This window comes from Demequina gelatinilytica (assembly GCF_000971115.1).
GTDB classification, from domain to species: domain Bacteria; phylum Actinomycetota; class Actinomycetes; order Actinomycetales; family Demequinaceae; genus Demequina; species Demequina gelatinilytica.
This window is the reverse complement of record NZ_BBLV01000005.1, coordinates 179,696-205,520: the sequence shown is the minus strand read 5'-3', so window position 1 is coordinate 205,520 and position 25,825 is coordinate 179,696. Positions and strand designations below refer to the sequence as shown.

Here is a 25,825-nt window from a genome sequence, read left to right as displayed (position 1 = left end):
GTCACATCAGTCAAATCAATACCTTGAGTAACATTTGTCACACCAACCTCAGAATTCACTGCGGCTTTGTCGGGTATTGTCCGGTTTATCAGGCGGATCAGGGTGATCGGCGCGGTTCCAGACGCCGGCCGCGACGGTCGCGAGACCGCGGCCTCGCAAGGCCGCGAGCGCCTCGGTCGCCTCCTTCCCGGTAAGCCCGGCGGCGATCGCTATCACCGCCGCGGAGGCCCCACGGAGCGGGATGGCGCCATAGGCCTGGCGCTCATGCTCCGAGCCGAAGTCGGGTCCGCCGCGCGGGAGGTCCGGCTCGGGCGCCTCGCCGATGGGACGCGCGAGCTCCAGCACATGCGACGGCGATCCGAGGACCACGACGCTCTCGGGGTGGTCTCGCACGAGCGCGTGGCACCCTGCCGAGGACGCGGACGTCATCGGGCCCGGCACCACCCCGAGCGGACGGACCAGCTCGCGCGCCTCGCGCGCCGTGCTGAGCGCGCCCGAGCGAAGACCTGCCTCCACCACCACCGTCGCCCGCGCCGCGGCGATGAGCCGGTTGCGCCGCAGGAAGCGTGAACGATGCGGCGCGAAGCCAGGCGGCAGCTCGCTCACCACGGCCCCGGTGGCTGCGATGCGCTCGAGGAGCGGAGCATTGCCGGCCGGGTAGAGGCGGTCCACCCCGCCGGCGAGGACCGCGACCGTCACCCCGCCCGCCCCGAGCGCGCCCCGATGGGCGGCAGCGTCGATCCCGTACGCGCCGCCGCTGATGACGGCGAGGCCGGCCTCCGCCGCGACCGCGGCGAGCTCGGCGCTGATGTGCGCCCCGTACGCCGTGGCCGCGCGCGCGCCGACGATCGCCACGGAGGCGGACCATGCCACGTCGAGGTCGATCGATCCGCGCACCCACAACGCATGCGGCTCCGCGTCCTCGAGATCGGCGAGCCTCGCGGGCCACCCCGGTTCGCCGCGCGTGATCGCCCGCGCTCCCACGCGTGACGCGCGCGCACGCAGAGCATCGGGCTCCGCGATCCCGAGCCGCGCGATCCAGCGCTCGCACGCCGGCATGACCCGTCGGGCGGTCTCGGGGACCGACGCGAGCTCGAACGCGGCAGCGGTGAGGTCCTCTGCCGCCTCACGCACCCAGACGAGCGCGCCGGCGTGGCCCAGCACACGGATCAGGGCGAGGGCGGCCGCATCGCAGGGTTCCGCGAGCGCGCTCCACGCGACCGCGGCGTCCGCCTCGCTGGTCACGAGGCCGCACCCTCGCGCAAGGCGAGCGCCTGCGTGATGTGCTCGACCCCGGGAGACGCGGCACCCTCGAGGTCGCACAGGGTCCACGCGAGGCGGAGGGAGCGGTCGAAGCCGCGCGCGGTGAGCGCGCCGCGCTCGACCGCGCGCCACAGCCCCGCGCATGCGGTTCGGGACGTGGCGCGGCGCAGCCATGGACCCGTGGCCTCGCCGGCGAGCGTCCATCCATGGGGAGCGAGCCGCTCGCGAGCAGCGTCGCGCGCCTCCCGGACCCGAGCGGCGACCCGGGCCGTGGGCTCCCCCGGCTGGTCCGCGCGCGCCGCGGCGCCCACCTCGACGCGGATGTCGACCCGGTCGAGCAGCGGCCCGGAGAGGCGGCCCAGGTAGCGCCGCCTCGCCAACGCCGTGCAGCTGCAGCCCTCCCCCGTGCCCGCGAACATCCCGCATGGGCACGGGTTGGCCGCCATCACCAGCTGGAAGCGGGCCGGGTACCGGGTCGCGCCGTGCGCGCGGTGCAGCACGATCTCGCCCCGCTCGAGCGGCTGGCGCAGCGTGTCGAGCACGCGGGTGGGGAACTCGGGCGCCTCATCGAGGAGGAGCACACCCGCGTGCGCGAGCGAGACGGCCCCCGGGCGCGCGAGTCCGCTGCCGCCTCCCACGATCGCCGCCGACGACGCGGTGTGGTGCGGTGCCTCGAGGGGTGGCCGGCGCATGAGCCCCGCCCCCGCGTCGAAGGTGCCGGCCAGCGAGTGGACGGCCGTGACGCGGACCGCCTCGGCGTCGTCGAGGTCAGGGAGGATGCCGGGCAGCCGCTCGGCGAGCATGGTCTTGCCCGCGCCGGGGGGACCGACCATGAGGAGATGATGCCCGCCCGCGGCCGCGACCTCGAGCGCGTGGCGTGCGAGCGGTTGACCGCGGACGTCCGCGAGATCGCGCGCCACGGCGCGCTGCACCCGCATGGCGGGCGCCGGCACGGGTTCGAGCGACTCGGCGGTCGCCTCCGCCCCGAGCGCGCCGAGGACGCTCGCGAGCGCGATGGCTCCCTCCACCTGCGCGCCCGCGACCAGCGCGGCCTCGCGCGCGTTCCCCGCGGGCACCACCGCGCGTGCGGCCCCCGCCTGGACCGCCGCCGCGATCGCGGGGAGCACGCCGCGGACAGGCCGGACCCGGCCGTCGAGGCCCAGCTCGCCCAGCAGCACGAGCTCTCGCGCCAGGCCCGCATCGACCACACCGGCCGCCGCGAGCACGGCGACCGCGATCGCGAGGTCCGTCGCCGATCCGGACTTGGGCAGCGAGGCGGGCGACAGGTTGACGGTGATCCGATGGCGCGGCCATTCCACGCCCGAGGATGCGACGGCGGCACGGACCCGATCCTTGGCCTCCGCGAGCGACGCGTCCGGCAACCCGACGATGGCGAAGGCGGGCAGCCCGCGCGCTACGTGGGCCTCGACGTCGATCACGTGGCCCATGAGCCCGGTGAGCACCACCGACCTGCAGCGCCCGATCACCCGACGCCTCGCAGGTGCTCGATCACCGCGCGCCCGGAGCGCGGGATGGTCACGCCGACCACGTCGATCCGCATCTCCGGCCACCGCGCGGCCTGACCGGCGACCCACTCCCCCGCGAGCAGGCGCAGCCGCGCGAGCTTGCCGCGTGTGACGGCCGCGAGCGCCCCGCCGAACGCGTCCGAGCGTCGCGTCTTGACCTCGACGAACACCACCGCGGTCCCGTCCCGCGCGACGATGTCGATCTCACCGAGCGGGCAGCGCCAGTTGCGCGCCAGCACCTCCCAGCCGTCCTCCGCGAGCGTGCGGACCACCAGGTCCTCGCCGTACCGTCCGACCGCATCCTTGACCGCCATGCGTCACCTCCGCGGCCCACGGTGGAGGACGCGAAGGCGATGCGAGGTACGACGCACCTCCGCGTGTGGAGGGGATGCGCGGATGCGTGCCCCGTGCACATCGGCACAAGGACGCGGTCGGCCCGACGCATCGTCCCCGGACATGGCGGGAGGGCGGGGAGCGCGCTCCCCGCCCTCCCGTCGACGTGTCAGCGGCGTGCGGGCAGCGCGCCGTCCTCGACGACCTCGGCGTCATGCGGCTCGAGGTACTCGGAGCTCGCGCCGTCGACCTCGAGCGACTCGGGCACCGCGTCCTTCGCGACGGTGGTCCGCAGCGGCGTCTCCTCGACGAGCAGGAGCAGCACGGCCCCGATCACCGCGAGCGGCGCCATGAGCAGGAACGCGGGCGTGAGGGCATCGTTGTACGCGCCGACGATGATGTCGTGGATCTGGTCCGGCAGCTCGGCGACGGCCGCCGGCGTGAGCGAGTTCGACCCGCCGCCGCCCTGGAGCGCCTCGGCCGGCAGCCGCTCGGCGAGGAGGTCGAGCAGACGCGTGGTGAACATCGAGCCCACCACCGCCGTGCCGAGCGAGGCACCCACCTGACGGAAGTAGTTGTTGCCCGCCGTCGCGGTGCCCACGATGCGCAGCGGGAACGCGTTCTGCACCATGAGGACGATGGTCTGCATCGAGAAGCCGAGGCCCAGGCCCAGCATCGCGAGGTAGGCCACCGTGATCCAGATCGACGTGTCGAACTCCAGGGTCGACAGCAGGTAGAGCGCGATCGCGATGAGCACCGAGCCGGCCACGGGGTACCACTTGTACCGGCCGGTCCTGGACACGATGAAGCCGGTCACGGTCGAGGTCACCAGCATGGTGAGCATCATCGGCGCGGTGAGCAGGCCCGCCTCGGTCGCGTCCACGGACGCCACCATCTGGAGGTAGGTGGGCATGTAGCCGATCACGCCGAACAGCCCGACGCCCGTGAGCATGCCCGCGATGGTGGTGAGGTTGAAGGTGCGCGAGCGGAACAGATGCAGCGGCATCACCGGCTCGGCGGCCCGACGCTCGACCAGCACGAACGCCACGGCGGCGACCACGGTGACGGCGCCGAGACCGATGATCTGGGGGGAGTCCCAGGCGTAGGTCCGTCCGCCGAAGGACGTCACGAGCACGATCGCGGTGGTCGCGATCGCGAGCAGCGCCATGCCGGCGACATCGAGGCGCGGCCTCGCACGGTCCTCGGGGGCCGGGTGGAGGAAGGCAGCGGCCATGACGATCGCGAGGATGCCCAGGGGGATGTTGATCCACAGGCCCCAGCGCCAGCCGATGCCCTCGGTGAACCAGCCGCCCAGCAGAGGGCCCGCCACGGAGGACACCGCGAACGCGGCGCCCATGATGCCCATGTACTTGCCGCGCTCGCGCGCCGGCACGATGTCCGCGATGATCGCCTGCGACAGGATCATCAGGCCGCCACCGCCGATGCCCTGGATCGCGCGGGCGGTGATGAGCAGCGGCATCGACGTCGCGAGGCCGCCGACGATGGACCCGATCACGAAGATCGAGATGGCCGCCATGAACAGGTGCTTGCGGCCGATGAGGTCGCCGAGCTTGCCGTAGACGGGGATCATGATGGTCGACGCGAGGATGTACGCCGTGGTCACCCACAGCATGTGGTCCACCCCGTCGAGCTCGCCCACGATGGTGGGCAGCGCCGTCGCGAAGATCGTCTGACTGAGCGAGGCGAGCAGCATCGCCGTCATGAGGCCGATGAAGACCGGGATGACCCCCTTGGAGGCGGCGGGCGCCTTCGCTGATCTGTCGAGCGTGGTCGTCATCGAGTGGATCCTCCTCAGGGGACTCGGACGCGTCGGGCGCGTCGGTGGGGACTCGGCACGGCGCAGCGGCGCATCGTGCACACGACGCATCATTGCAGTCTCTGCAAGTTTGCGTCAAGTGCACCCTCGCACCAGGTATGACGCACGGAAGGGCGAGGAGGGTCTCCCCTCCTCGCCCTTCGCGCTGCCGCCCGCGGACGGATCAGACCAGCGACGGCTCCCGACGCTCGCCGTCCCCGGCGCCCGGCGCCTCGCCCGCGGCCTCGTCGGCCACGAGGGGCATGGACCCGTCGGCGTCGACACCCGGCGCGGCGGCGTCACGCTCGAGCGTGGTGCGCAGCGGCACCTCCTTGACGAACATGAGGAGCACGAGCGCGAGCAGCGCGAGCGGCACGATGTAGAGGAACACGGGCGTGAGCGCGTCGTTGTACGAGCTCACGATGACGTCCTGCGCCTGCTGCGGGAGCTGCTGCACGGCCTCCGGCGTGAGGCTGTTGGCACCACCGAGGCTCGCCGCACCCTCCGGGGCACGCTCCGCGAGGAGCGCGATGAGGTTGTTGGTGAAGATCGAGCCCACCACCGCGGCGCCCAGCGAGGCGCCGATCTGGCGGAAGTAGTTGTTGGCCGCCGTCGCGGTGCCGACCATCGTCAGCGGGAAGGTGTTCTGCACGATGAGCACGAGCGTCTGCATCGCGAAGCCCAGCCCCATGCCGAACACCGCGAGGTACACGCAGGTGACCCACACCGGCTGGCTGTAGGACATGGTCGACAGCAGGAACATGCCGACAGCGATCACCGATGCCCCGACGAGCGGGTACACCTTGTAGCGGCCGGTGCGGGAGACCGCGCGGCCCACGATGATCGAGGTCGGGAGCATCGCGCCCATCATCGGGATCATCAGCAGGCCTGCCGTGGTCGCGTCGACCTGCGCCACCATCTGGAGGTAGGTCGGCATGTAGGCGAGCGTGCCGAACATCGCGATGCCGGTCAGCAGGCCGGCCGCGGTGGTGAGCGTGAAGTTGCGCTCCTTGAACAGCGTCATCGGCATGATCGGCTCCGCGGCACGCAGCTCGACCGCGACGAACGCGGCCCCCGCTGCGAGGGTCAGCGCGATGAGGCCCAGGATCATGGGCGAGGTCCACTCGTAGGTGCCGCCACCCCAGGAGGTGAAGAGCACGAGCGACGCGGAGGCGATCGCGATGAGGGCCATGCCCGCCACGTCGAGGCGCGGCTTGGCGCGGTCGCGCGGGGCGGGGTGCAGGAAGATCGCGACGGACGCCATGGCGATGAGGCCCAGCGGCACGTTGATCCACATGCACCACTGCCAGCCGATCGACTCGGTGAACCAGCCGCCCAGCAGCGGGCCGACCACGGAGGCGAGCGCGAACACGCCACCCATGAGCCCCATGTACTTGCCGCGTTCGCGAGCCGGCACGATGTCGGCGATCACGGCCTGCGAGAGGATCATCAGCCCTCCGCCACCGAGGCCCTGGATCGCGCGGCCGACGATGAGCTCGGTCATCCCGGTGGACAGCGCGCCCACCACGGATCCGAGCATGAAGAGCCCGATCGCGATCATGAACAGGGGCTTGCGGCCGATGAGGTCGCCCACCTTGCCGTAGACCGGCATCATGATGGTCGCGGCGAGGATGTAGGCGGTGGTGACCCACAGCATGTGGTCGACGCCGTCGAGGTCGCCGACGATGGTCGGCAGCGCGGTGGAGAAGATGGTCTGGTCGAGGGCGGACAGCAGCATGGCTGTCATGAGCCCGACGAAGACCAGCAGGATGCCCCTGCGGTCGGTGGCGGGCGCCGTTCGGGCGCGCGCAGGCGTCGTGTCGGTCATGGTCCTTCTTTCACACAGGACCCGGTGACGCGGATCGCGCGTCAGGGGGTGACGATGCGCCGGATCTGGTCGATCGCGGCGTGGATGTAGGTCTCGATGTCGGAGTGCTCGCCCGAGCCCTCGGCCCACTTGAGGCTGACGACGAGGAAGGCGCCCATAGCCACGCTCATCACGAGCTGAGCATGGTCGCGCGCCGCCGCGGCGTCGAGGTCCGGGCACCGCTCGGTGAGGCGGCGCAGCACCAGTGCGACGGTCGCCTGGCGCTTGTGCGCGACGCGGGTCACCTGGAGGGCGTGGAGCTCCGGCTCCTGCGCGAACAGGCGGCGCCGCATGGCGAACACCTCCCGATCGGGCGAGGAGGCGAGGAAGGTGCGCGCCATGAGGACCATGAGGTCCTCGACGATCGGCCCGTGCGCGGCGAGGAAGTCGCCGACGAGCGACTCGTCGGGATCCGGCGCGGGCTGGCCGAGGAGCGCCCCCTCCTTGGTGCCGAAGTAGTTGAAGTACGTGCGCGGCGAGATGTCGCTCGCCTCGCAGATCATGTCCACCGTGACGTGGTCGACACCGTGCTCGAGGGCGAGCGTGAGCGCCGCGTGCTCGACGCGGCGCGTCCGCCGGATGCGGTTGCGCTCGCGCAGACCGGTGGCGGGGGCGTCGGAGGTCGAGGTGGGCATGCACCCATTATTGCAGTCACTGCACTTTTGCGTCAAGTGCAGATTTGCAGAGATCGCCGTCCGTCGTGTGCGTCGCGGCGCTCGCGCGCAGGGATCAGCGACCGCGGAGCTGGCGGATGTCCGGGAGGTCGTCGTCGCGCGCGAGCTCCTCGATGTTGACGTCCTTGAACGTCACCACCCGCACGTTCTTCACCAGGCGGGCGCTGCGGTAGACGTCCCACACCCACGCGTCGGCCATGGTGACCTCGAAGTAGATGTCGCCGCCCGAGGCTTTGACCTGCAGATCGACCTTGTTGCACAGGTAGAAGCGGCGCTCCGTCTCCACGACGTACTGGAACAGCCCGACGACGTCCCGGTACTCGCGGTAGAGGGCGAGCTCGGCTTCGGTCTCGTAGTTCTCGAGGTCTTCGTGGCTCACCCGTCAATGATGGCGCGAACCGCCGCCGATGTGCGAGTCCCGCGCCGGAAGGTCGCCGGGACCTGGCGTCATGCGCGGAACGGCAGCTTCCACGACACGCGATGCAGCGGCGACGGACCGTGCTCGCGCAGCGCGTCGAGGTGCGAGGCCGCACCGTAGCCCTTGTTGCTGTCCCATGCGTAGACGGGATGCTCCGCGTGCGCGGCGGCCATGAGGGCGTCGCGCTCGACCTTGGCGAGCACCGACGCGGCCGCGATCGACGCGCATGCGCGGTCGCCCTTGACCACCATGGTGACCGGCGGCGCGGCCCACTCCTCCGCATCGTCCGAGAACAGGTCCGCGGGCGGCGGCGTGAGCCAGTCGTGCGTGCCGTCGAGCAGGACGGCGTCGATCTCGAGATCCATCGCATCGAGCGCACGGCGCGCGGCGAGCCGCAGCGCCGCGACGATGCCGATCGCGTCGATCTCGACCGACGAGGCATGCCCCACCGCACGCGCGACGCCGAACTCCGCGAGCGGCGCGATGAGCGCCTCACGGCGTGCCGCGCTCAGCAGCTTGGAGTCGGTGAGGCCCTCGGGCCACGAGTCGCAGCGCGTCACGGCGACCACGCCCACGGAGACGGGACCGGCGAGCGCGCCGCGGCCGACCTCGTCGATCCCGGCCACCACAGGGAGCCCGGCATCCCAGAGCTCCGCCTCATGCGTGAGCGAGACGCTCATGTCACTCCGCGGTGGCGGCAGCGGCATCGTCCGTCGACGGGGCGTCGTCGCCCCACGGGTTGCCGACGCCGCCGAAGCGGTCGAAGGGCCATACGACCGCGAAGGTGGTGCCGACGACGTTGTCGAGCGGCACCGTGCCGCCGCCCGGGTCGCCCATGTGCGCGCGCGAGTCCGCGCTGTGGTCACGGTTGTCGCCCATGACCCAGATGTAGTCCTCGGGGACCTCGACGCGGAACTCGGTGCCGCACGCGCGCGAGCCCTCGGCGATGTAGGACTCGTCGAGAGCCTCGCCGTTGACCGTCACCTGGCCATCGGGATCGGTGCACTCGACCACGTCCCCGGGCAGCCCGATCACGCGCTTCACCAGGTGCTCGCCGGCGTCCTCGGGAAGGAGCCCGGTCCACGTGAGGATGTCCTTGGCGACGCGCTCGAGCGCGGTGTCGTTGTCGACGGGGGTGCCGAGCCAGTTCGCGGGGTCCTTGAAGACCACCACGTCGCCGCGTCGCAGCGGCAGCGGGTCGGGTCGCCACTTGGTGACGAGGATCCGGTCGCCCTTGATGAGGGTCGGCTCCATCGACTCCGAGGGGATGTAGAAGGACTGGAAGAAGAAGGTCTTGATCACCAGCGAGAGCAGCAGGGCGCTCGCGATGACCAGGACGACCTCCTTCGCCCAGCCCCACGCACGACGACCGGCGGAGGGCGAGCCCTCCGCCGGTGCGTCGGCGCTGGTGGCGATCTTAGTTCTCGCGCTTCTCGCGGATACGCGCCGCCTTGCCGCGGAGGCCGCGGAGGTAGTAGAGCTTCGCGCGACGCACGTCGCCGCGACGCTCGACCTCGATCTTCTCGATCGTGGGGGCGTGGATCGGGAAGACGCGCTCGACGCCGACGCCGAACGAGATCTTGCGCACGGTGAAGGTCTCGCCGATGCCCTGGCCGGCACGCGCGATCACGATGCCCTGGAACACCTGGACACGCGAGCGGTTGCCCTCGATGACCTTGACGTGGACCTTCACGGTGTCACCGGCGCGGAACGCCGGGATGTCGTCGCGGAGCTGGCCCGCGACCACGTTGTCAAGCTTCTGCATGACTGTCTCTCCTCGCACATGCCACAGGTCACATACGGTATCCGCCTTGCGGCGATCGATAGTGGATGATGCGTCGCGTCCCGAGCCGGGCCCCCTGTGGCAGGCCGTGGCTCCGCGCGCACCGAGGGTCTATTCTGCCACACCGTGCCCGGACGATGCGAGGGACGCGACGGCGGGCCCGGTCACCAGGCGCCGTCCTCCCCGGGGGGCAGCAGGTCCGGCCGCCGCTCGCGCGTGCGGGAGAGCTGCTGCTCATGGCGCCACGTCGCGATGTTCGCGTGATGCCCGCTCAGCAGGATGTCGGGCACGTCGAGGCCGCGCCACGATGCGGGCCGCGTGTAGGACGGGTACTCGAGCAGGCCGTCCGAGTGCGACTCCTCGACGATCGACTGGGCGTTGCCCATGAAGCCGGGGATGAGCCGCGTGATCGCCTCGATCATCGCGACCGCGGCCACCTCTCCCCCGTTGAGCACGTAGTCGCCGAGGCTCGCCTCGACCACGCGGTAGCCGTCCTGGGCGTAGTGCTCCGCGACGCGCGCGTCGATGCCCTCGTAGCGCCCGCAGGCGAACACCAGCTGCGGCGCCTCGGAGAGCTCGGCCGCGAGGGCCTGGGTGAACGGGACGCCCGCCGGCGAGGGGATCACCAGCACCCCGGTGGGCCGCAGCACGTCGTCGAGCGCCTTGCCCCACACGTCGGGCTTCATCACCATGCCGGCGCCGCCGCCGAACGGGGCGTCGTCGACCGTACGGTGCACATCGGGCGAGCCGTCCGCCTTGAACGCCGCGTAGTCGCGGAGGTCATGCACATGGGTCTCGACCAGCTCGCTCTGGCGCGCCTTGCCCAGCAGCGACACGTCGAGCACCCCGAAGAACTCGGGGAAGATGGTGACGACGTCGATCCGCATCCTCATGACGCGGTCTCCCCCGTCACCTCGGGCTCCTCACCCGCGAGGAGGCCGTAGGGCGGCGTCACCACGACGCGCCGGCCCTCGAGGTCGACCTCCGGCACGAACTCCTCGACGAACGGGATCATCGCGCGGTGACCCCCCGCCTGCTTGACCACCAGCAGGTCCTGCGCGGGCATCGTCACCAGGTCGACGACCTCGCCGACGGCGCTGCCGTCCGGGCGCACCGCCGCGAGGCCCACGAGCTCATGGACGTACCACGCGTCCTCCTCGTCCGACTCGGCTCCCTCGATGGTGAGCTCCACTCCACGAGCGGCCTCGGCGGCATTGCGGTCGCCCAGCTCGGCGAAGTGGACGTACCAGCGCCCCGCCTGGACGCGTACCCGGGCGACGGTCAGAGGGCCTGCGGACGGGGGCTCGGTCTCGAACACCTCGCCGGGAACCAGGCGCTCCTCGGGGATGTCGGTCCGGAGCTCGACGGACACCTCCCCCTTGAGCCCATGGGCACGGCCGATGCGGGCGACGGTCAATCTCATGACACCAGCGTACTTTCACCCCGGAACAGACCCGGCCGCACGCTAGCGTTGACCCGACACTCGGAGAGGAGCACGATGGCCGACACCGTGGGGCGCCCGGCGGGCGTCACGTTCGCCGTGATCCTCACGTGGGTGGCCGCCGTCACCGATCTGGTGACAGGCGCGGCGTTCGTGTGGCTCAGCCTGCACATGCAGCGGGCGTCGATCCCGCTGACGGAGTCCGAGACGCGCGGCTACGGCTTCGCCCTGCTCGCGAGCGGGCTCCTTGCGGCGGCCTTCGCGCTCGGGATCGGCGCGGGCTCGCAGCTCTCGCGCGTCCTGGTGATGCTCCTCATGGCGGGGCGCATCGCGGGCGCGGTCTACGCGACGAGCGTCCTGGGCGAGCTGGTGCGGTGGCAGGTCCCCGGGCAGCTGCTCGGATCGGTGCTCGTCATCGTCGCGCTCGCCACGCCGCGCGCTTTCGCGTACTTCCGGTCATCCTGAGAGCAGGCGCGATACGCGCCGCTACGAAGGAGCACGCCATGGCACAGGACCGTCCAGGATCCGTCACGATCGTCTCGGCACTCACGTGGCTCGCCGCCGCGATGGACCTCATCGCGGGGGCCGCGCTGATCTGGCTCTACTACCACCCGGAGGATCTCAGCGATGAGATCGAGGCGGGCAACCTGCTCTGGTACGGGCTCACCACGCTCGCGATCGCGGTGTTCACCGCCGCGGTCGCGGCCGGGCTCGCGATGGGCTCCCAAGGGGCGCGCGTGCTGGTCATCCTGGTGATGATCGTGCGGATCGCCGCCGCCGCATACGGGCTGGGCAGCATCGGCGGCACCTTCGCGCTGCAGGCCGCGATCGAGATCCCGCTCGCGCTCGTGGTCATCGCGTTGCTGTCGACGCGACGCGCGTCGGCGTGGTTCCGCGGCGCGCCCGCCACCTGACCGCCGCCTCGTCCCTCCGACACGCAAGAACGCCCCTCCCGGTGGGGAGGGGCGTTCTCGACTGCTCGATGCCTGAGGTCAGGCGACGTCCACGATGTTGACGCGGACGTCGTCCCTCGCGACGGCCTCGACGACCGTCCGGATCGCCGTCGCGGTGCGACCGCGGCGACCGATGACCCGGGGGAGGTCGTCAGGGTGCACCACCACGTTGAGGGTGGTGCCGCGACGCCCGGAGCGCTCGGTCACGCGGACGTCGTCCGGGTTGCGGACGATGCTGCGGACCAGGAACTCGAGAGCGTCGACGACCATCGTCAGTTCTCCTCGGCAGGGGCCTCGGCGGCCTCGTCGGTGGCCTCGTCGGCGTCGGCGGCGGCAGCCTCCTCGGCCTTGGCGGCCTCCTTCTTGGCGGCGGCGTCGGCCTTGGCCTTCTCCGCGGCGTCCGCGTGCGCCTTGATGGCGTCGGCGGCGTCGGCCTTGGCGCCGGCAACCTTCACGGTGCTCTTGGCGTCCTTCTCACCCTTGAAGGTGCCCCAGTCGCCGGTGAGCTTGAGCAGCGCGGCGACCTGCTCGGTGGGCTGCGCGCCCACGGAGAGCCAGTACTGCGCGCGCTCGGAGTCGATCTCGATGACCGAGGGCTCCTCGGTGGGGTGGTACTTGCCGATCTCCTCGATCGCACGGCCGTCGCGCTTGGTGCGCGAGTCCATGACGACGACGCGGTAGAACGGGGCGCGCTTCTTGCCGAAGCGCTTGAGGCGGATCTTCACAGCCATGGCTGTCTCCTTCTGAATTCGGTGTGAGCCGGAGCGCTCGCCGCGGGGAAACACGGTGTCGCGCACTGACAAGACGAATAGGCATGCACGGGTAGAGGGCCGCGCGTGCCAGCGACCCATTGTGCCAGAACCGGCCTCGCACGGCCAAACGCCGTGCGCGTCATCGCACGCTCGGCCACCCGGGGCTGGTCTGGGCGTCGAAGGTGCCGTCGTAGCGGCCCCCCGTGATGAGCAGCACCTCGAGCCCCTGCGCGAGGGCGAGAGGCACGATGCGCGGCCCGCCGCCCGTGATCGCGGTCGCCCACGCGTCGCATGCGGTGAGGTCCCGTCCGGCGACCGAGACCTGCATGTAGTGGCGCGCCACGTCGCCGGTCACGGGATCCCAGATGTGATCGACCACCTGCGCGCCGCCCGAGGTCGCGAGCGCGGTGAACGTCCCTCCCAGCTCGACCACGTCGACCACCGGCGTCCCCTGGGGGTCTCCCTGGACGCGCGGGTCGGCGATCCCGATGCGGCGCCGGCAGCCCTCCGAGACGAGGATGTCGCCCGAGGCCCCGACCATCCAGCCGCTCGCACGCGCCGCGCGCAGGTGGGCGGACGCACGCGCGACCGCCCAGCCCTTGACCAGCCCTGTCGGATCGAGGACACCGTCGGCACGGCGGGCGTCGAAGCCACCGCCGGTCGCCTCGCGGTACCACTCGCACGCCTCGAGGACCTCGCGCAGCTCCTGCGGTGCCTCGTCGAGCATGAGGTCGCCGCGCAGGTACGCGGTCAGGTACGAGTCGTCCTTCCAGAGCGAGAAGACCTCGTCGGCCCACACGAGGCTCGCATGGAACTCCGCGACGGCAGGCTCGACCTCGACGGGGTCCGGCTCGTCGAGCTCGACCACGAACGGCATGGCCATCGCGTGGACGGTGGTGCGGAAGGTGCCGGTCACAGCCCCGCCTTGCCGAACGCCCCGCGAGCGGACTCGATGAACCCGGGCGAGGTGAACGAGGCCCCGCTCACCGCCGCCACGTCCCAGCTCTGGGCTGCGAGCATCTCCTCGCGCAGGATCGGGATCGCGTTCGCGTTGATCTGCACGGACTGGGCGTCCTGCGTCCCGGCAGCCACGGCCTGCACCTCGGTCACCACGCCGCCCTCGACCGTGATCCGCGCCTGGAACTCGCCGCGCGCGTTGGTCACCACGGGCCCGTCGAACGTCTGCGCGGCGGGCGCCGCGGGCTCCTCGGCCGGAGGGGGCGTGACGACGGGGTCGGGCGTCACCACCGGCTCCGGCTGCGCGGGCGCGGGCGTGGCGACGTCGTCGCTCTCGTCGTCGTCGCGCTCGCCGCCCTTGTCGTCCCCGGCGTCGTCATCGTCGTGGTCGTCGTCCTCCTCGACCACCGCGGACGGTGACGGCGAGGGGCTCTCCTCGGGGCTGGCCGCGACGCTCGGGCTCTCGGACGGCTCGGGCGTGGACGGCGCGACAAGCTCGAGCGTGGGCAGCTCCTTGGGCGAGGCGGCCCAGCCCGCGCCGACGATCGCGGCGCAGCCGCCCGCGACCATCACGGCACGGGACGTACGCATCGCCTACCCCGCCGCCTGCGCGAGCGCGTCCGCGACCGACTCGAGGAAGCCGGGCGACGTGTACGAGGCGCCGGAGACCGCGTCCACGTCGGCGCTCTGCGCGGCGACGACCTTCTCCGCGAGCTCGGGGATCGCCGTGGCGTTGATCGTGGTCGACTGCGGATCCTGGGTACCGGCCTCGATCGCTGCGACGCTGGTGATCTCGCCGCCCTCGATGATCACCTGGGCCTGGAAGCCGCCCTTCTCGTTGACCACGCGCGCGCCGTCGTAGGTGCCGTCCGCGTAGCTCGTCGCGACTGCATCCGCGGTCCCCGCCTCGGCGTCCCCGCCGCAGCCGGCGAGCAGGGTGCTCGCGGCGCCGGCGAAGGCGAGCGCCCCCGCGGTCCTGGTCATCGTCCTCATCGTGTCTCCCTCTCCCTACAACGCGAACCGCTCGCGGTGGATCGCGGTGGCGGGCACGCCTGCCGCGCGCGCGTCCGCCTCGACGGCATCGGCCCACGGCAGCGGACCGCAGATGTACAGGTCCCTGTCGGCGAGATCGGCCACGAGCGCCGCGAGGCTCTCCCCCGCCGCCGTGCCCCAGCCCGTCCCACGGGGACCGCTGACCACCACGAGCTCCGCGCCGCGCGCGGCGGCCAGCTCCTCGACCTCCTCGAGCAGCGGCGCCTCGGAGCGCGAGCGTACCCGGTAGACGACGGTGCAGGGCCCTTCCGCCTGCTCGAGCAGCGCCCGGATGGGCGTGACGCCGATCCCCGACGCGATGAGCGCCGCACCGGGCCTGGTGCGGGACGCCTCGGTGAAGATGCCGAGCGGACCCTCCACCAGCACGCGCGTGCCCACGCGGAGGTCGCGCACCGCGGCGGAGGTGTCCCCCGAGGGCTTGACGGTGATCCGCAACGAGTCCGGGCGCGGCGCACGCGACAGCGACCACGGGTGCGCCTGCGTCCACCTCTCGCGGTCCAGGAACCTCCACAGCAGGAACTGCCCGGGCCTCGCGCCGAGCCTGTCGAGCCCGCGGCCCGACACGACGATGCTGGTGGACCCGTCGGGCAGCCCCTCGACCTCCGCGACACGGAGGCCGTGCCGTGCGAGCAGCACGAGCGGGCGCACCAGGCGGAACATCACGAAGGAGCCGATCGCGAGGACGTACAGCGCGAGCCAGAACCACCAGGCGGCACCGGCGCCGCGGAACGTCGCCCCCTCGAGGAACTGATGGGGCACCACGGCGGCGATCGCCAGGTAGACGAGCAGGTGGACCGCGTGCCACCGCTCGTAGCGCCACCGCGACCTGACCGCGACGAGCGAGGTGGCGACCACCACGGCGAACAGCGCGAGCCCCACCTGCGCCGCAACCATGAACCAGCCCAGGTCCCAGAACGCGACGGTCTGCGCGAGGATCGAGCGGCCGTCGTACTGCGCGGAGACCACCAGGATCAAGGCGACGTGGACGAGCATGAGGATGAAGGCGACCTTGCCGAGCCGCGTGTGGACCGCCGCGGCGCGATCGTGCCCGAAGGCCCGCTCGACGAACGGGGCGCGCGAGATCAGCGTGATCTGCGCGAGCACCAGCACGGCCGCGACGATGCCCACCATGCGGCCCAGGCCGTAGGCGTAGTCGCGCGGGGCCGTCGCGAGCAGCCCGCCCCCGGCGATCATGAACGCGACGCCCACGGCGGCGACAAGGTAGATCGAGGCCTCGAGCCCGTCTCGCCACCATCCGCGCGCGCGGGTGCGGCGCGCGTACGCCTCGAGCGTGCTCACGTGGCCTCCGGGGGGTCGGGGACGGGGACTGCCATGTGCGCAGCCCAGGAGGCGTCCCGGGCAACGCATGTGCATCGTACGTGCTGGGGGCTCTGCGGCGGCCGTGCGATTCCTGAGGATTCCCTGAAGGTCGCGGTCGCGCGCGCTGCGCGCTGCGCGCTACCAGGCGAACTCCTCCAGGTGCCGCCTCTCCTGGGGCACCCCGGCACGCGCCGCATCGTCCATGACGGCCTCGATCCACGGCGCCGGCCCGCACGCATAGACGTCCGCGCGGGAGAGCCCGGGCACCAGGTCGGCGAGCGTGACCGGCGCGGCCGCCGGCGACCAGCCGCTGCCGCGCGCGCCCGTGAGGACGTGGAGCGTCGCACCGCGCGCCGCCGCGAGCTCGCGGAGCTCGTCGAGGTGCGGGATCTCCGCCGGGGTGTGCGCGCGCACGATCACCGTGCACTCCCCCGGCCGGATGTCCGCATCCTCGAGAAGCGCGAGGATCGGGGTGATGCCCACGCCGGCACCGACGAGCACCAGCCGTTCGCCGGTGCGCTGGTCGTCCGTGAAGATGCCGAGCGGCCCCTCGAGCATGACGCGCGTGCCGGGCTTGAGCCCGCGGAGCGCCGCGGAGCCGTCGCCCAACGGCTTGACGGTGATCCGCATCCAGCCGTCGCGCACGGTCCGCGAGGTCGAGTACGGGTGCGCCTGCCCCCACATGTCCCGCTGGAGGAAGCGGAACAGGAAGAACTGGCCGCCCTTCGCGCCGAGCTCCTTGAGGCGCCGCCCGTGCATCGCGACGACGGTGGAGCCGTCCTCGAGCGTCCCCACCGCCGCGACCCGGACGCTGTGGCGCCGGAACCGCGCCAGGGGCCGGACCACCCGGAACGCGAGCAGCCCGCCCACGGCCACGGTCCACAGGACCACCCAGTACCACCAGGCGACGCCCATCGACATGAAGGTCTCGCCGTCGGTGAGCTGGTGCGGGATCGAGAGCCCGATCGCGAGGTAGCTGAAGATGTGGACGGCATGCCACGACTCGTAGCGCCACCGGCGCCGCACGATCGCGTAGGACGTCACCACCACGGCGACCAGCACCAGGAAGCCCACGCTCGCCATGAACATCGGACCGCCCCAGCCGATCGCGAAGTCCCATACCTGCGCAAGGATCCCCGTCTGCGTCGGCATCGCGTACCCGGCCACCAGCAGGACGATGTGGGCGAGGATGACGATGAAGCCGAGCCGGCCCAGCTGGCCGTGGAGGTGGGCGGCGCGGTCGTGACCGATCGCGCGCTCGACCAGCGGGATCCGGGCGATGAGGATGAGCTGCGCCATGATCATCGTCGACGCGGCGATCCCGGCGACCCGACCGAGCGTGACGAGCAGGCCCGGGAGCGACGTCACGTCGACGCTGCCCGAGGCGAGCATGAAGGCCACCCCGAGGACGCCGACGAGCCACGCGGCGGCCTCGAGCACGTCGCGGCGCCGGCCGAGGCGAGGTGCGCGCTCCTCGCGGGCGGTCACGCGCGCCTCGGGGACGATGCGCGGCGCGGCCTGCCTGCCGGGGCGCCCCGGCGCGACGGCGGTCATGCGAGCCCCGCGGCCTGCATCGCGCTGTCGATGGCCTCCTCGACCGCCTCCGACGTGTAGCTCGCGCCGGAGACGTACCCGACGTTGGTGTCCTGGGCCTGGAGGATCGCGTCCTCGAGGACGGGGATCGCGTACTCGTTGATGGCCTGCGAGTGGTGGTCCGACTCGCCCGACTGGAGCCACGCGATGTCGGTGATGACGCCGTCCTCGACCGTGATCTCCGCCTGGAAGGTGCCGTAGCGCGAGCTCACCGCCTCGCCGTCGTAGGTGCCGGAGCCGCCGGATGAGCCGCTCGTACCCGAGGAGCCCGCGTCCGACGTGGCCGTGTCGGTCGACGTGTCGGTGGAGGTGTCCGCGGACGAGTCCGTCGACGTCTCCGCGGAGGTGCCCGAGGGGACGTCGAGCGCGGTCGAGGAGCCGCTCGACGCCGCCGTGGAGGTCGAGGTCCCGGTGTCGAGGAAGCCCGAACCCATCACCGCGCCGACGGAGAGGAGCGTGGCGGAGATCCCGGTCACGATGATGCTTGAGGAGCGCTTCATAACGCTCATATCACCGTGCGAACCTGGGAGCGCGTGGTGCCGATCCTCGGAGTTGGCTGGGAGTCGCTAGACGACCGCGCCGCGCAGCACCACGTGCCGCGGACGCGCGAGCGCGGCGATGTCCTCGCGCGGGTCCTCGGCGTACACCACGAGATCGGCAGGAGCACCCTCCTCGAGCCCGGGCGCGCGCAGGAAGGCGCGGGCCCTCCACGAGGCCATCGCGACCACCTCGGCCGCGGGGATGCCGGCCGCGACCAGGTGCGCGGCCTCCGCCGGCAGCGCGCCGTGGCCGATGGTGCCGCCCGCATCGGTCCCGATGAGCAGCGGGACACCGGCCTCGTACAGCGCGAGGGCGTGCGCGAGGCGACGCTCGTGCATCGGCCGCATGCGCGCGGCGTAGGCCGGGAAGCGTGCCTCGCCCTGCGCCGCGTAGCCCTCGAAGTTCGCGACCTGGAGGAGCGTGGGCACCACCGGGACCCCGCGGCGCGCGGCCTCCTGCATGTGCTCCGCGGTCATGCCGGTGCCATGCTCGATGCAGTCGATGCCGCCTTCGAGCAGCGCATCGACGGTCTCTGTCGCGAAGGTGTGCGCCGTGACGCGCGCGCCCGCCTCATGCGCCGCGGCGATGCCCTCGGCGAGGACCTCGGCCGGCCACAGCGGCGTGAGGTCGCCCACCTCGCGGTCGATCCAGTCCGCGATGACCTTCACCCAGCCGTCGCCCGCGCGCGCCTCCTCGGCCATGACGCGAGGAAGGTCCGCGACCTCGATCTCGCGTGCGTAGTGGCGCAGGTAGCGCATGGGGCGCGCGATGAACCGGCCCGCGCGGATGATCCGCGGCGCCGTCGGGACGTCGTCGATGAAGCGCGTGTCCGTGGGCGAGCCCGCGTCGCGGATCAGGAGCGTGCCGGCGTCGCGGTCGACCAGGGCCTGCTTGAGGGCGAGCTCCGTGTCGACGGCGCCGCCGCTGTCGAGCCCCACGTGGCAGTGGACGTCCACGAGCCCGGGCAGCACGATGCCGTCGACGGTGTGCTGGACCGCCTCCTCGGGGCGCCGGTACGTGACGCGCCCGTCCACCACCCAGGCCTCGTCGCGCACGTCGGCGTCGCCGACGACCACGGGGCCCGTGAGGTGGAGGCTCACGTCACCTTCCCAGGTACTTCGAGAGGTCCGCGCTCAGCGCGTCCCGGTCGACGTCCTGCGGCTGCTGGGCGCCCAGCCCGAACGCGGAGCCCTGCGACGGTGCCTGCGCGGGACGACCGGCCCGGGCATCGGCCTCCTGCTGCGCCCGCTTGGCCGGGTTGCCCGACTTGCCCTTGACCTTGCGCTGCGGCGCCTGCTTGCCCTTGGACTTCTTCCCGCCGGGCAGGCCGCCGAAGGCCCCGGGAGCGCCGCCCGCGCCGGGCATGCCCGGCATCCCCGGCATCCCGCCGCCGCGGGACATCGCGCGCATCATCTGCTGCGCCTGCTCGAACCGCTTGACCAGCGAGTTGACGTCCGAGACCTGCATGCCCGAGCCCGCCGCGATGCGCGAGCGGCGCGAGCCGTTGAGGATCTTGGGGTTGTCGCGCTCGGCCGGCGTCATCGACTGGATGATCGCCTCGGTGCGGACCAGCTCGCGCTCGTCGAAGTTCTCGATCTGATCGCGGATCTGACCCATGCCCGGGAGCATCGTCAGCATCTTCTTCATCGAGCCCATGTTCTTGAGCTGCTGCATCTGGCTGAGGAAGTCCGCGAGCGTGAAGTCCTCGCCCTTGGTGACCTTCTCCGCCATGCGCTCGGCCTCGGCCTGGTCGAACGTGCGCTCGGCCTGCTCGATGAGCGTGAGGATGTCGCCCATGTCGAGGATGCGCGACGCCATGCGGTCGGGGTGGAACACCTCGAAGTCGTCGAGCTTCTCACCCGTGGACGCGAACATGATCGGGCGGCCGGTGACCTCCGCGACCGAGAGCGCGGCACCGCCGCGCGCATCGCCGTCGAGCTTGGTGAGGACCACGCCCGTGAAGTCGACGCCCTCCTGGAACGCCGTCGCGGTGGCCACGGCGTCCTGACCGATCATCGCGTCGATGACGAAGAGGACCTCGTCGGGCTCGGTGGCCTTCCGGATGTCCGAGGCCTGACGCATGAGCTCCTGGTCGATGCCCAGGCGACCGGCGGTGTCGATGATCACCACGCTGTGCTGGCGCTGCTCGGCCTCCTTGAGGCCCTTCTTGGCGACCTTGACCGGGTTGCCGCGCGGGCGCTCGTCCTCGCGCGTCACGCCTGCCTCGGGCGCGAACACCGGGACCCCGGCGCGCTCGCCGACCACCTTGAGCTGCGTCACCGCGTTGGGGCGCTGGAGGTCCGCGGCCACGAGGAGCGGGGTGTGCCCCTGACCCTTGAGGTGGTGCGCGAGCTTGCCCGCGAGGGTGGTCTTTCCCGCACCCTGCAGACCCGCGAGCATGATGACGGTCGGGCCGTTCTTCGCGAAGCGCATGGGGCGGGTCTCGCCGCCCAGGATCGCGATGAGCTCCTCGTTGACGATCTTGACGACCTGCTGGCCCGGGTTGAGCGCACCCGAGACCTCGGCGCCGAGCGCGCGCTCACGGATGTTGCCGGTGAACGTGCGGACCACGGGGACCGCGACATCGGCGTCGAGCAGCGCGCGACGGATCTCGCGGATGGTGCCGTCGATGTCCGCCTCGGTCAGGCGGCCCTTGCCCCGCAGGTTGCGGAACGTCTCTGTCAGGCGATCGGAGAGGTTGGCGAACACGGATATCCCTTCACAACGTGCCCACCAGACTACCGTCCCGCCGGCCCCCCTTCGGAGGCGAGCTCCCTGCGAGCACGCTCGGTCAGCGTGTCGACCAGCTGGGCGCGCCACGCCGTCCACACCTTGGGCCCGGCGGCCTTCGCATCCGCCTCGGTGAGCGCGCGCAGGATGTCGAGGAGGTCGGCACGATGCTCGACGGCAGCGAGGAGCGCGGCCACCGTCGCGGGGTCCTCGGGGTCGCGCGTGGTCGCGAGCGACGCGAGGGTGAGGTGCTCGCGCACCAGCAGCTCGAGGTCGTGGGCCGTGCCCTCCGACAGCCCCAGATGCGCCGCGATGGCAGGGATCAGCGCCGCGCCGTCCACCGAGTGGTCGGTGGATCCCGCGCGCTTGCCGATGTCGTGCAGCAGCGCCGCGAGGTGCAGCAGGTCCGAGCGGTGCGCGCCTCGACGATGCCGCGAGGCGAGCGTCACCGCCTCGAGCATGTGCCGGTCCACGGTGTAGACGTGGATGGGGCTGCGCTGGGGGCGGTTGCGCACGCCCTCCCACTGGGGGATCCACCGGACCACCGCACCATGGAGGTCCAGGGCCTCCCACACGGGTACCAGGTGCGTGCTCGAGCGCAGCAGGTCGCGCAGGTAGGTGCGCGCCTCGGCGGGCCACGGCACCGGCAGGTCGGGACAGCGCTGGAGCGCCTCGAGCAGCGTCGGGGTGAACGTCAGCCCCGTCGACGCCGCGGTGGCGGCGGCGCGCAGCGGCAGCAGCGCATCGTCCTCCGCACGGTGCCCTGGCGCGAGCGCGATCTCACCGTCGACGTCGATGAGCCCCTCCGCGACCTTGACGTGCCGCGGGGCCGCGGCACGGCGGCGCGCGAGGAACGCGCGGGAGCCGACGCCGGAACGCTCGAGCGAGCGCCTCGCGCCACGCTCGGTCGTGTCGAGCGCGTACGCGATGGTGCGGCCCGCCTCGGCGATCGCGGCCAGGAGGTCGTCGGGGTCGTCGTAGCCGAGCCGCTCCCCTACCTCGGGGGCGACGTGCCGGCCCAGCACGTTGACCGCGCGGCCCGACTCGAGCTGGAGGGCGTCGCGCACATCCATGAGGAGCTCGCCCGCGTCGTCGACCGCGCCATGCGGGCGGTCGGTCAGCCAGGTCGCCGACAACGCGGTGAGGCTCACGTAGTCGCGCAGGCCGCCGCGGGCCTCCTTGAGGTGCGGCTCGATCAGGTAGGCGAGCTCGCCGTGACGCTCGGCACGCGCCCGCGAGGCGGCCAGGAGGTCGGGCAGGCGCTTGCGTGACGCCGCGCGCCAGTCCTGGTAGATGTGGGTGCGCGCCTGCTTCAGCAGCTGCTCGTCGCCCGCGATGAGGTGCAGGTCGAGCAGGCCGGCGGCTGCGGCGAGGTCCTTCGAGGCCACCTGGCGGCACTCGGTGAGCGTGCGGGTCGAGTAGTCGAGCTCGAGACCCGCGTCCCAGATGGGGTACCAGAGGCGCTGCGCGAGCTCCGCGACGGCCTCCTTCTTGTGCGTGGCGCCATCGTGAAGGATCACGAGGTCGAGGTCCGACAACGGTCCCGCGTCGCCGCGTCCCACCGATCCGACCGCGCCGAAGGCGATGCCGTCGCGCATCCCCTCGGAGTGCTCGTCCCAGTGCTCCTTGAGGTGCGCGAACACCAGGTCGCTCATGGACTGGCGGCGCTCGCGCCCGCTGAGCGCGCTCGCGGCCAGCATCTCCGCGTGCTCTCTCCTCACACGCTTGAGGTCCCGCACCCCACGGGGGTGCGGGACCTCAGCGCGGGAGCCGTCGTGGCTGCCCATGCGTGATGCGGTGACCCTTACAGGGCGTCCGCGCCGTGCTCGCCGGTACGGACCCGGGCCACGTCGTCGACGGGGACGACCCAGACCTTGCCGTCACCGATCTTGCCGGTCTGCGCGGCCGAGACGATCGCCTCGGTCACGGTTGCGGCATCGGCGTCGTCCACGAGGACCTCGAGGCGCGTCTTCGGCACCAGGTCGACCGTGTACTCGGCGCCACGGTAGACCTCGGTGTGGCCCTTCTGGCGGCCGTAACCGGCAGCCTCGGAGACCGTGACGCCCTTGACACCCGCGGCCTCGAGGGCCGCACGGACCTCGTCGACGCGGTGGGGCTGGATGATCGCGGTGACCAGCTTCATGGTTACTTCGCCTCCTCGTAAGCGGTCTCGCCGTGCTCGGCGAGGTCGATACCCGACACCTCGACATCCTCGCTGACGCGCAGACCAAGCGTGTACTTGATCAGCAGGCCGAGGATCAGGGTCATGATCGCCGAGTAGACGATGACGATGGCCGCAGCGGCCGCCTGCACGCCGAGGAGCGTGATGCCACCACCGTAGAACAGACCGGCGTCACCGTTGATGGTGCCCGACGCGACGAGGCCGATGGCCAGCGTGCCCCAGAGACCCGAGACGAGGTGGACACCCACGACGTCGAGCGAGTCGTCGTAGCCCAGCTTGTACTTGAGACCCACCGCGAGGGCCGAGAGGACACCCGCGAAGAAGCCGATGACGATCGCGCCCCACGTGTCGACCGAGGCGCACGACGGGGTGATGGCGACCAGACCGGCGACCACACCGGAGGCGGCACCGAGCGACGTGGCCTTGCCGTCGCGCAGCTTCTCCGTGAAGAGCCAGCCGAGCATCGCGACCGCGGTGGCGGTGGTGGTGTTGACCCACGCGAGGGCGGCGTAGCCGTCGGCGGCGAAGGCCGAACCGGCGTTGAAGCCGAACCAGCCGAACCACAGGAGCGCGGCGCCGAGCATGACGAACGGCAGGTTGTGCGGACGCATGGGCTCCTTGCCGAAGCCCTTGCGGACGCCGAGCAGGAGCGCGAGCACCAGGCCGGCCACACCGGCGTTGATGTGGACGACCGTGCCGCCCGCGAAGTCGTACGGGCCGGGCAGGTCGGCGAAGAGCGGACCGCCGCCGCCGAGGAGCGCGTCGAAGCCCTGATCGGCGGTACCGGTGCCCCACACCCAGTGCGAGACGGGCGAGTAGACCAGGACGACCCAGAGGAACGCGAAGAGCAGCCAGGAGCTGAACTTCATGCGGTCCGCAACGGAGCCCGAGATCAGCGCGACGGTGATGATCGCGAAGGTCGCGCCGAAGCCGGCCGCGATGACCGAGTCGGGGTCCTCCGCGTAGTTGTTCAGGACGTCGACCATGCCGAGGTTCGACAGGGGGTCGCCGAACAGGTTGTTGACGGTGTCGCCCGCCGAGATCGAGTACCCGAAGAGCACCCAGGCGAGCATGCCGACGCCGAGGGCACCGAAGCTCATCATCATCATGTTGAGGACCGACTTGCTTCGCGACATGCCGCCGTAGAAGAACGCCAGGGCAGGCGTCATCAGGAGCACGAGCGAGGCAGAAGTCAGGAGCCAGGCGATGTTGCCGCTATCCATTCTGCTTCTCCTTTTCGCTAGCCCGTCGGCTAGTCGTCAAGAAGACTCCCGCACGCCTGTTACCCCTGAACGACCCTTGTGTTTCGTAACGGTTACATCAGCCTTGCGCAGGTAAAAGGTGCGTTGCGCAGACGTACGATTCGGAACACCGCCGGCCCCTCGCCCGTTTGAACCCGGCTCCTGCCTGGTAGCGGGGCGGCTCCGCGGGTGCGGCAGCGCCACCTCCCGCGGCGCGCGGCTACTCGCCCAGGAGCGAGTCGACGAAGCCCTCGGCGTCGAAGGGCGCGAGGTCGTCCGCGCCCTCACCCAGGCCCACGAACTTCACCGGGACCCCCAGCTCGCGCTGCACGGCGAGGACGATGCCGCCCTTGGCGGTGCCGTCGAGCTTGGTGAGCACGATGCCGGTGAGCGGGGCGACCTGCCCGAACACGCGGGCCTGGGTGAGCCCGTTCTGGCCCGTGGTCGCGTCGAGCACCAGCAGCACCTCGGAGGGCGGCGCGACCTTGGACACCACGCGCACGATCTTCCCGAGCTCGTCCATGAGCCCCTGCTTGTTCTGGAGGCGGCCCGCGGTGTCGACCAGCAGCACCTCGGCCTGCTCGGAACGCGCGCGGTCGGCGGCCTCGAAGGCCACCGAGGCGGGATCCGCACCGTCCTGGTGCGAGCGCACCACGGGCACGCCGACGCGTGAGCCCCAGGTCTCGAGCTGGTCGGCGGCGGCGGCACGGAACGTGTCGGCGGCACCGAGCACCACCGAACGGTCCTCCGCCACCAGCACGCGCGCGAGCTTGCCCACCGTGGTCGTCTTGCCCACACCGTTGACGCCCACCACGACGGCGGAGTGGAGCGCGCCGTCGCCGGCCTCGCCCAGCGCAAGCGACCGGTCGAGCGCGGGATCGACCACGTCGAGCAGCGCCGCGCGCAGCAGCTCGCGGGGGTCGCCGTCGGGCGCGGCCTTGAGGCGTGCCTTGAGGTCCGCCATGAGCTCGTCGGTGGCCGCCGCCCCGACGTCGGCCATGAGTAGCGTCTCCTCGAGCTCGTCCCAGTCGTCCTGCGACAGCCCTCCGCGGCGGAAGATCGCGAGGAGCGACTGTCCGAGACCGGTGCCGACGCGCCCGCGCAGACGTCCGAACCGATGGTCCACGGCCTCCGGCGCCTCGACCGTCGGTGCGGCGGGCCCGGCAGCGGCCTCGGGAGCCTCCGGTGCCGCCGTCGGGGCGGCGACCGCCGCATCGTCCCTCGCGGACGGGGCCTGCCGGGGAGGCGCCTTGCGCGTCCTGCCCACCAGGGCGGCGCCGACACCGCCGAGCACCACGAGCCCGGCGACCACGGTCACCAGGAGGTCGCTGTCACCAGGAATCCATGAGACGTCCACGGGCACAGTCTCTCAGGTCGGTGGCG

Annotated in this window: 28 protein-coding genes; 2 read left to right on the top strand and 26 right to left on the bottom strand. The window is 71.9% G+C overall.

Annotated elements, in window-relative coordinates; all coding sequences use genetic code 11:
* Positions 1-48: 48 nt before the first annotated feature.
* The 12 genes from dprA to rimM form a co-directional block, all read right to left on the bottom strand.
* Complete coding sequence (gene dprA / locus AOM00_RS05965; protein ID WP_062516911.1) at positions 49-1,245, bottom strand: DNA-processing protein DprA; 1,197 nt, start codon at positions 1,243-1,245, stop codon at positions 49-51.
* Positions 1,242-2,750 (bottom strand): YifB family Mg chelatase-like AAA ATPase, encoded by a 1,509-nt coding sequence (locus AOM00_RS05960; protein ID WP_082096675.1) that lies wholly within the window; start codon positions 2,748-2,750, stop codon positions 1,242-1,244. The genes dprA and AOM00_RS05960 overlap by 4 nt, the downstream gene beginning before the upstream one ends.
* Positions 2,747-3,103: a YraN family protein gene (locus AOM00_RS05955; protein WP_062516910.1), complete on the bottom strand. Its 357-nt coding sequence runs from the start codon at positions 3,101-3,103 to the stop codon at positions 2,747-2,749. The genes AOM00_RS05960 and AOM00_RS05955 overlap by 4 nt, the downstream gene beginning before the upstream one ends.
* 188 nt (positions 3,104-3,291) lie before the next feature.
* Positions 3,292-4,920 (bottom strand): MDR family MFS transporter, encoded by a 1,629-nt coding sequence (locus AOM00_RS05950; protein ID WP_082096673.1) that lies wholly within the window; start codon positions 4,918-4,920, stop codon positions 3,292-3,294.
* A 202-nt stretch (positions 4,921-5,122) separates the two neighbouring features.
* Complete coding sequence (locus AOM00_RS05945) at positions 5,123-6,766, bottom strand: MDR family MFS transporter (RefSeq protein WP_082096671.1); 1,644 nt, start codon at positions 6,764-6,766, stop codon at positions 5,123-5,125.
* A gap of 41 nt (positions 6,767-6,807) precedes the next feature.
* On the bottom strand, positions 6,808-7,440 hold the full coding sequence (locus tag AOM00_RS05940; RefSeq protein ID WP_062516909.1) for a TetR/AcrR family transcriptional regulator: 633 nt from the start codon (positions 7,438-7,440) through the stop codon (positions 6,808-6,810).
* Between the two features lie 94 nt (positions 7,441-7,534).
* The gene (locus AOM00_RS05935; RefSeq protein ID WP_042215380.1) at positions 7,535-7,858 is read right to left on the bottom strand and encodes a DUF2469 domain-containing protein; all 324 of its coding nucleotides are present in this window, start codon (positions 7,856-7,858) and stop codon (positions 7,535-7,537) included.
* Between the two features lie 68 nt (positions 7,859-7,926).
* Entirely contained in the window at positions 7,927-8,577 is a 651-nt protein-coding gene (rnhB, locus tag AOM00_RS05930) for a ribonuclease HII (RefSeq protein ID WP_062516908.1), read from the bottom strand.
* A gap of 1 nt (position 8,578) precedes the next feature.
* On the bottom strand, positions 8,579-9,232 hold the full coding sequence (lepB, locus tag AOM00_RS05925) for a signal peptidase I (protein WP_267127710.1): 654 nt from the start codon (positions 9,230-9,232) through the stop codon (positions 8,579-8,581).
* Positions 9,233-9,314: 82 nt separating this feature from the next.
* Positions 9,315-9,662: a 50S ribosomal protein L19 gene (gene rplS / locus AOM00_RS05920; protein WP_062516907.1), complete on the bottom strand. Its 348-nt coding sequence runs from the start codon at positions 9,660-9,662 to the stop codon at positions 9,315-9,317.
* A gap of 182 nt (positions 9,663-9,844) precedes the next feature.
* Entirely contained in the window at positions 9,845-10,567 is a 723-nt protein-coding gene (trmD, locus tag AOM00_RS05915) for a tRNA (guanosine(37)-N1)-methyltransferase TrmD (protein ID WP_062516906.1), read from the bottom strand.
* A gap of 2 nt (positions 10,568-10,569) precedes the next feature.
* The gene (rimM, locus tag AOM00_RS05910) at positions 10,570-11,103 is read right to left on the bottom strand and encodes a ribosome maturation factor RimM (protein ID WP_062516905.1); all 534 of its coding nucleotides are present in this window, start codon (positions 11,101-11,103) and stop codon (positions 10,570-10,572) included.
* 75 nt (positions 11,104-11,178) lie between these two features.
* Between rimM and AOM00_RS05905 the strand changes: the two genes are divergently transcribed.
* Together AOM00_RS05905 and AOM00_RS05900 are read left to right on the top strand one after the other, a co-directional pair.
* Positions 11,179-11,586: a hypothetical protein gene (locus AOM00_RS05905; protein WP_062516904.1), complete on the top strand. Its 408-nt coding sequence runs from the start codon at positions 11,179-11,181 to the stop codon at positions 11,584-11,586.
* Between the two features lie 38 nt (positions 11,587-11,624).
* Entirely contained in the window at positions 11,625-12,035 is a 411-nt protein-coding gene (locus AOM00_RS05900; protein WP_062516903.1) for a hypothetical protein, read from the top strand.
* A gap of 78 nt (positions 12,036-12,113) precedes the next feature.
* Here the strand turns inward: AOM00_RS05900 and AOM00_RS05895 are convergent, their stop codons facing one another.
* From AOM00_RS05895 to ftsY, 14 genes are all read right to left on the bottom strand, one after another.
* Positions 12,114-12,344: a KH domain-containing protein gene (locus AOM00_RS05895; RefSeq protein ID WP_062301210.1), complete on the bottom strand. Its 231-nt coding sequence runs from the start codon at positions 12,342-12,344 to the stop codon at positions 12,114-12,116.
* Positions 12,345-12,346: 2 nt separating this feature from the next.
* Complete coding sequence (gene rpsP, locus AOM00_RS05890; RefSeq protein ID WP_062516902.1) at positions 12,347-12,805, bottom strand: 30S ribosomal protein S16; 459 nt, start codon at positions 12,803-12,805, stop codon at positions 12,347-12,349.
* 160 nt (positions 12,806-12,965) lie between these two features.
* A complete protein-coding gene (locus AOM00_RS05885; protein WP_062516901.1) occupies positions 12,966-13,742 on the bottom strand; it encodes an FAD:protein FMN transferase in 777 nt (258 codons plus the stop codon).
* The gene (locus AOM00_RS05880) at positions 13,739-14,374 is read right to left on the bottom strand and encodes an FMN-binding protein (protein WP_062516900.1); all 636 of its coding nucleotides are present in this window, start codon (positions 14,372-14,374) and stop codon (positions 13,739-13,741) included. The genes AOM00_RS05885 and AOM00_RS05880 overlap by 4 nt, the downstream gene beginning before the upstream one ends.
* Positions 14,375-14,377: 3 nt before the next feature.
* Positions 14,378-14,767: an FMN-binding protein gene (locus AOM00_RS05875; protein ID WP_169746817.1), complete on the bottom strand. Its 390-nt coding sequence runs from the start codon at positions 14,765-14,767 to the stop codon at positions 14,378-14,380.
* 24 nt (positions 14,768-14,791) lie between these two features.
* Positions 14,792-16,135 carry a ferredoxin reductase family protein gene (locus tag AOM00_RS05870; protein ID WP_062516898.1) on the bottom strand — a complete coding sequence of 448 codons (1,344 nt, stop codon included), beginning with the start codon at positions 16,133-16,135 and terminating at the stop codon, positions 14,792-14,794.
* Positions 16,136-16,294: 159 nt separating this feature from the next.
* Entirely contained in the window at positions 16,295-17,710 is a 1,416-nt protein-coding gene (locus AOM00_RS05865) for a ferredoxin reductase family protein (RefSeq protein ID WP_062516897.1), read from the bottom strand.
* On the bottom strand, positions 17,707-18,249 hold the full coding sequence (locus tag AOM00_RS05860; RefSeq protein ID WP_062516896.1) for an FMN-binding protein: 543 nt from the start codon (positions 18,247-18,249) through the stop codon (positions 17,707-17,709). Before AOM00_RS05860 ends, AOM00_RS05865 begins: the two co-directional genes overlap by 4 nt.
* 66 nt (positions 18,250-18,315) lie before the next feature.
* Entirely contained in the window at positions 18,316-19,389 is a 1,074-nt protein-coding gene (locus tag AOM00_RS05855; RefSeq protein WP_062516895.1) for an amidohydrolase family protein, read from the bottom strand.
* Position 19,390: 1 nt separating this feature from the next.
* Positions 19,391-20,998 (bottom strand): signal recognition particle protein, encoded by a 1,608-nt coding sequence (ffh, locus tag AOM00_RS05850; RefSeq protein ID WP_062516894.1) that lies wholly within the window; start codon positions 20,996-20,998, stop codon positions 19,391-19,393.
* Positions 20,999-21,027: 29 nt separating this feature from the next.
* Positions 21,028-22,719 carry a [protein-PII] uridylyltransferase family protein gene (locus tag AOM00_RS05845; protein WP_228373422.1) on the bottom strand — a complete coding sequence of 564 codons (1,692 nt, stop codon included), beginning with the start codon at positions 22,717-22,719 and terminating at the stop codon, positions 21,028-21,030.
* 104 nt (positions 22,720-22,823) lie between these two features.
* Positions 22,824-23,162 (bottom strand): P-II family nitrogen regulator, encoded by a 339-nt coding sequence (locus AOM00_RS05840; RefSeq protein WP_042215355.1) that lies wholly within the window; start codon positions 23,160-23,162, stop codon positions 22,824-22,826.
* 2 nt (positions 23,163-23,164) lie between these two features.
* Positions 23,165-24,424, bottom strand: a complete 1,260-nt coding sequence (locus AOM00_RS05835; RefSeq protein ID WP_062516892.1) for an ammonium transporter — start codon at positions 24,422-24,424, stop codon at positions 23,165-23,167.
* A gap of 238 nt (positions 24,425-24,662) precedes the next feature.
* Positions 24,663-25,799, bottom strand: a complete 1,137-nt coding sequence (gene ftsY / locus AOM00_RS05830) for a signal recognition particle-docking protein FtsY (protein ID WP_228373421.1) — start codon at positions 25,797-25,799, stop codon at positions 24,663-24,665.
* Between the last annotated feature and the right edge of the window lie 26 nt (positions 25,800-25,825).

Coding starts and splice junctions, on each gene's coding strand:
- AOM00_RS05955 (WP_062516910.1), bottom strand. CDS start 3,103: ATGGCGGTCAAGGATGCGGTCGGACGGTACGGCGAGGACCTGGTGGTC.
- AOM00_RS05950 (WP_082096673.1), bottom strand. CDS start 4,920: ATGACGACCACGCTCGACAGATCAGCGAAGGCGCCCGCCGCCTCCAAG.
- AOM00_RS05945 (WP_082096671.1), bottom strand. CDS start 6,766: ATGACCGACACGACGCCTGCGCGCGCCCGAACGGCGCCCGCCACCGAC.
- AOM00_RS05940 (WP_062516909.1), bottom strand. CDS start 7,440: ATGCCCACCTCGACCTCCGACGCCCCCGCCACCGGTCTGCGCGAGCGC.
- rnhB (WP_062516908.1), bottom strand. CDS start 8,577: ATGAGCGTCTCGCTCACGCATGAGGCGGAGCTCTGGGATGCCGGGCTC.
- rplS (WP_062516907.1), bottom strand. CDS start 9,662: ATGCAGAAGCTTGACAACGTGGTCGCGGGCCAGCTCCGCGACGACATC.
- trmD (WP_062516906.1), bottom strand. CDS start 10,567: ATGCGGATCGACGTCGTCACCATCTTCCCCGAGTTCTTCGGGGTGCTC.
- rimM (WP_062516905.1), bottom strand. CDS start 11,103: ATGAGATTGACCGTCGCCCGCATCGGCCGTGCCCATGGGCTCAAGGGG.
- AOM00_RS05905 (WP_062516904.1), top strand. CDS start 11,179: ATGGCCGACACCGTGGGGCGCCCGGCGGGCGTCACGTTCGCCGTGATC.
- AOM00_RS05900 (WP_062516903.1), top strand. CDS start 11,625: ATGGCACAGGACCGTCCAGGATCCGTCACGATCGTCTCGGCACTCACG.
- AOM00_RS05895 (WP_062301210.1), bottom strand. CDS start 12,344: ATGGTCGTCGACGCTCTCGAGTTCCTGGTCCGCAGCATCGTCCGCAAC.
- rpsP (WP_062516902.1), bottom strand. CDS start 12,805: ATGGCTGTGAAGATCCGCCTCAAGCGCTTCGGCAAGAAGCGCGCCCCG.
- AOM00_RS05880 (WP_062516900.1), bottom strand. CDS start 14,374: ATGCGTACGTCCCGTGCCGTGATGGTCGCGGGCGGCTGCGCCGCGATC.
- AOM00_RS05875 (WP_169746817.1), bottom strand. CDS start 14,767: ATGACCAGGACCGCGGGGGCGCTCGCCTTCGCCGGCGCCGCGAGCACC.
- AOM00_RS05865 (WP_062516897.1), bottom strand. CDS start 17,710: ATGACCGCCGTCGCGCCGGGGCGCCCCGGCAGGCAGGCCGCGCCGCGC.
- AOM00_RS05860 (WP_062516896.1), bottom strand. CDS start 18,249: ATGAAGCGCTCCTCAAGCATCATCGTGACCGGGATCTCCGCCACGCTC.
- AOM00_RS05845 (WP_228373422.1), bottom strand. CDS start 22,719: ATGCTGGCCGCGAGCGCGCTCAGCGGGCGCGAGCGCCGCCAGTCCATG.
- AOM00_RS05840 (WP_042215355.1), bottom strand. CDS start 23,162: ATGAAGCTGGTCACCGCGATCATCCAGCCCCACCGCGTCGACGAGGTC.
- AOM00_RS05835 (WP_062516892.1), bottom strand. CDS start 24,424: ATGGATAGCGGCAACATCGCCTGGCTCCTGACTTCTGCCTCGCTCGTG.